This is a genomic window from Ruminococcus sp. RTP21204st1_B2_RTP21204_210225, assembly GCF_040914135.1.
In the GTDB taxonomy this organism is placed as follows: domain Bacteria; phylum Bacillota; class Clostridia; order Oscillospirales; family Ruminococcaceae; genus Hominimerdicola; species Hominimerdicola aceti.
On sequence record NZ_JBCPGA010000085.1, the window covers coordinates 1 to 4,535 of the forward strand.

A 4,535-nucleotide genomic window follows, 5' to 3' on the forward strand; every position below is an offset into this window, starting at 1 on the left:
TGATAACTTCAAATTATCGTGTAAAAAAGCAAAAACATCATACTCTGTGATTAGAATTATAATCTTCGCTCATTAGTTGAGGCATATTTTCCTTTAGCCATTCATTGTTATAAAGATTATCAAGATATCTGTCTCCGCGATCGGGGAAAATAGCAACAATGTTTCTATTAAATTCCTTTGTTTTATTTATTGCTGCTAAAACGGCACCGCTTGATGCGCCGATAAAAAGACCTTGTTCAAGCAATTTGTGACAATTTATTATACATTCCAAATCAGATACCCTAACAACTTTATCAATAATTGCATTACCTAAATTTCCAGGTTTGATTCTTGAACCCATTCCGGTAAATCTATTTCTGGCAATCCTCTCTCCAAAAATCTGAGATCCATATGAATCTACGGCTATTATCTCTATTTGGGGATTTTGTTTTTTTATCCAAGTTGATACGCCTGAAATTGTACCACAGGTACTCACCGGAATGTAGATCGTTTCAGTTTGAGGATATTGACTTAGGATTTCTTCTGCAAGAGAAAAATAGGATTCTTGTATTAATCGATTGTTATATTGGTTTGTCCAGTACATATTATTATTAGTTTGCAATAACTTTTTTACAGTTTCTATTCTTTTCTCCTGATTAGATTGGTTTTTTTCGGGTATATCAATTTGATGAATTGTGCTCCCAAACTGTTTTATAATTTGCAGATTCGCATTTGTAATATTAGAATCCACTACACATAAGCACTTTAACCCTAGGGCAGAACATACGCCTGATAAAGCAATAGCAAAGTTGCCTGATGAAGACTCAACGATGGTTGTATCTTTATTGATCGTGTTTGTGCATAATAAAGATAATAGTGTTGATTTTGCGGCTCGGTCTTTCATGCTACCGAACGGATTCATGCATTCAAGTTTTGCCATCAAATGTGTGTCACCAACAGATACCTCTACCATAGGAGTGTTTCCAATTGCTTTTAGAATTCCTAAATCCATAATTATTCCTCATTTCTTTTATTTTATAGGAGTGTATAATGAAAATTAAAAGTTTTGCAGCAACCTCAAGGATAGTTGATCGTGAAAAAGATATTGCTCAAATAATTGATTTATTTCATCATGCTGAATGTACCCAAGTACATATTGTATACGCCGAAACAGGATATGGAAAGTCATCATTTTCTGCAAAATTAGCTAAAGATCACTTTTTTGCTGACTGGAATATTATAAATGTTAAAACTATGCCTCAAAATGTAAATTATAATGTTTCGGAAGGTGAATACCTAGAATTGATTTTTACAGCTTTAATGAAATTTTTCAAAGCGCAGGGACACTCAAACTTTTCTTTTGAAAATTATTTAACAAGCAATAAAAATAGGATTTTGAAAGAAGTATTTATCGACCAAAGCATCGATCAATTCATTTCAGCCAATTCATTGAAAGAATCTATAAAAAAATCAAGTGGCATAGGATTAAAAAGGTTATTAAAAACAGGCGATTTTAGTTTGCATTCTATAATAAACAATATATCTCCTGTTGCAAGGTGCATAAAATCGGACTATATCCACTATCTGTTTAAAAAAAGTCATATTCTTTTGATAATTGATAATATTCAAAATATAGATAATACATCTCTTAAATATCTCATTGAATGGATAAATGAAACGAAATATAAAAATCAAGGATTCATTTTGGAATATACCATTTCTGATGGCTATTCTCTGGATTCAGTGGAAAATTTGCAACGGGGAATATCAATTGCCGAAGTAGATGTACATTTATGTAGGTTGGAAAAAATGCGTGACGAGTATATTGCGGATCTCCTTGAAGCCCAGCTTAATGTTCATTCCCCTGATATCCACTTTGTTATCAATGCGAAAAAACATTATAAGGATTATTCCGAAGGAAATCTTTGGGATCTTATTGATTATGCAAGAATGTATGATGATCATACAGAGAATGGTGAATTGACCTCGCCAACTTTATTAAACTTGAAAAACTTAAGCCAAGAGTCACAATATATCGTTTCAATTTTGTATTATCATAGCGGACGCATAAATAAAAAAGTCTTTTACAATATCTGGACTAGCGAATTTTCAAATTCTGAAAATGACCTGGATAAATTATTTCTTGAACTGGTTACAAACCAAGTTATTTGTACCAAAACAAATGGAGATAATGAACAAATCTCTTTTATGCATGCAAGTATTCTTGATGCATATAAAGAAAACCTTTCTGATTTTGTTGATATTGACAAGGATGTATATAAGCGTTTGAGCCTTTTTTACGCAAAGGTTTATGAGGGTACAGTGACTGTTGTTAGTAAAGAGGCTGCTTGGCAAATTCTGGTTAAAATCTATTCGGTCAATAATCCGGAAAAAATCATGGAGCTGCTTACAGATTTTCAGACAAACACATTAAGAAATATATCAAGAGACAGCACATGGCATTATCTTAATAAATTGATAGAATGCACAAAAGACAATATTCCTAGATTTAAAAAAATTTATTTTCAAATTTTAAGAATATGTCGTATTGCGTCTTTGTATGAAGAAGGCTATTCGTGTATTAAACTAATGGAAAGAAGCATTGATATTATATCAGATGATGACCTACTTCTGTTTAAGCTATTGTTTCTCTCTATATTAGATCACCACGAAATTGTTATTCAGGAGTATAAAAACGTTATGTCTAGAATAGAAAAGTTCAGCCATACATGGATTAAGTTGAAATTGCTTGTTTTGAATAGCTTTATAGCACTTAATGACAAAAGGGCATGCACCGATATTGACATTGAACTGAACCAAATACCAGGGTTTAAGCATTCTGATGAATATGCCTTTTATTTACGGTTGACAAACATTTATACTAAACCATCGCAGGCTGTTAAAAATGCTAAGAAAAGCATAAAACTTTTTCAGCTAAAAGGCGATAATATTCAAGCAGGCAAATCGTATATCACCTATTCAAAGCTTCTTTCAAGCATTGGAAAGCACAAAAAAGCGATAGAAAATATAAAGCAGGCTAAAAGACTGCTGGAAAATTCAAATCAAGGCATTTCATGCATTTATAATAATTGGGCTGGCTATTTGTTATTATCAGGTGAATTTGATTGTACCGTCTGGGATTATCTAAACATTGCTGATCAACACAGTGTTTCGACTTACGATAAATTATCTGTAATAATCAACAAATTGGCGTGGTGTTATGAGAATAATGCTTTTGTCAGATTAGATCTTCTTAAAAACCAAGCATTGGAGCTTATTAATAAAGAACCAAGTAAACTGATGCACTGTACTGCTTATTATAATTTGTCCATTGCATATAGAAAAGCAGGAATGATTGATCAGGCTGATATGTACTACCAGCAAGCAGTCAATCTGAAGGGGGAATGTTCTTGCATTAAAGCGAGAATTGATGGGATAACATTCAAGACACGTCACCTAATTCCAAGAATTAAAAAGCCATACCATATCTGTTATTTATCTTTCTGGCTGTTTGATTTTTGAAGTCAGGAGTCAAGAGAAGCATTAAATAATACCTCATCATAATATCTGCTGACTATTGAGTCCCATGCTACACAATTCATATAGTATTCCAGACTTTCAAGATTTGCCCCGTTTACAAAGTGGTCCAGATATTGTTCTACGTAATTAAAAGAAGCAATCATTCCTTCGCTTGCTGAACCACCTATTCTAAGATTGATTTCAATGAAATAAATGCCGCTATCATTCTCAATAAACTCTACATTAGATAGACCCGGTATCCTATATTTTGAATAGATTTGTTTGCATATTTGTATAAGCTTGTCATGTTTCACTATTTGGCTGCGAAAAGCTGATCCCATTTGTTTTTCAAGTGATTTTCGGGGCAATATCAATTTGGGACTTCCATTTTTATCGGCAAATATATCTACTACATATGTTGTACCTGTTTCATATTTCTGAGCAAACCAATCTGTATGAAAATGATTTTCAATATGTGACGCTTTCGAAAGATCAACAATATAGATTCCCTGACTTGAAACGGAGCATCTTTTGCGAAATATCACTTTATCTTTTCCAAAAAGTGAATCATAAATAGTTGGTACTTTAATTCCCATTTTTTCAATGGATCTATTTGCTTCTAGTTTGTCTTGGAATATATTAATTGTATCCGAAGGGCAATTATCGAACGGTATTGTTATTTCATCTTTGTGGCGATTAAGAAACCGCACTTCCTTATCTGTTGATACAAAAAGATAATCTATCTTGTGCTTATCTGATAATTCATTGATGAATTGCAAGTATTCCTTTTCATTGTTTATGTTAGGCGCTTGAAAATATCGATCAACAAAATTGCTTGATGCGATATGCCCAGCTACTGATATGTCAGTTCCCCATACATCAACAGGGAAGCTTCTTATTCTTTTTAGTTGCCTTACTAATAGTGTTGAATTTGTGCTTTTAATATTATTTACCAGGATTCTCATTGCCAACCACCTTCCTATTTTATGTGAATCATCATAAAGAGAAAATTAACACACGATAATTTGAAGTTATCA

3 protein-coding genes are annotated in these 4,535 nt (G+C 32.6%); 1 reads left to right on the forward strand and 2 read right to left on the reverse strand.

Annotated features, from left to right (window positions below; genetic code table 11):
• Positions 1-37: 37 nt before the first annotated feature.
• Positions 38-991 carry a pyridoxal-phosphate dependent enzyme gene (locus tag AB5123_RS13900; RefSeq protein ID WP_021681499.1) on the reverse strand — a complete coding sequence of 318 codons (954 nt, stop codon included), beginning with the start codon at positions 989-991 and terminating at the stop codon, positions 38-40.
• Positions 992-1,029: 38 nt separating this feature from the next.
• Here AB5123_RS13900 and AB5123_RS13905 point away from each other — a divergent pair, with 38 nt between their 5' ends.
• On the forward strand, positions 1,030-3,501 hold the full coding sequence (locus AB5123_RS13905) for a tetratricopeptide repeat protein (protein ID WP_118125130.1): 2,472 nt from the start codon (positions 1,030-1,032) through the stop codon (positions 3,499-3,501).
• Between the two features lie 2 nt (positions 3,502-3,503).
• Here AB5123_RS13905 and AB5123_RS13910 read toward each other — a convergent pair whose 3' ends face one another.
• Complete coding sequence (locus tag AB5123_RS13910; protein WP_368364963.1) at positions 3,504-4,463, reverse strand: ATP-grasp domain-containing protein; 960 nt, start codon at positions 4,461-4,463, stop codon at positions 3,504-3,506.
• Between the last annotated feature and the right edge of the window lie 72 nt (positions 4,464-4,535).

Bases quoted from the DNA above. Each gene is read 5' to 3' on its own strand.
- AB5123_RS13900 (WP_021681499.1), bottom strand. From the start codon at position 991: ATGGATTTAGGAATTCTAAAAGCAATTGGAAACACTCCTATGGTAGAG.
- AB5123_RS13905 (WP_118125130.1), top strand. From the start codon at position 1,030: ATGAAAATTAAAAGTTTTGCAGCAACCTCAAGGATAGTTGATCGTGAA.
- AB5123_RS13910 (WP_368364963.1), bottom strand. From the start codon at position 4,463: ATGAGAATCCTGGTAAATAATATTAAAAGCACAAATTCAACACTATTA.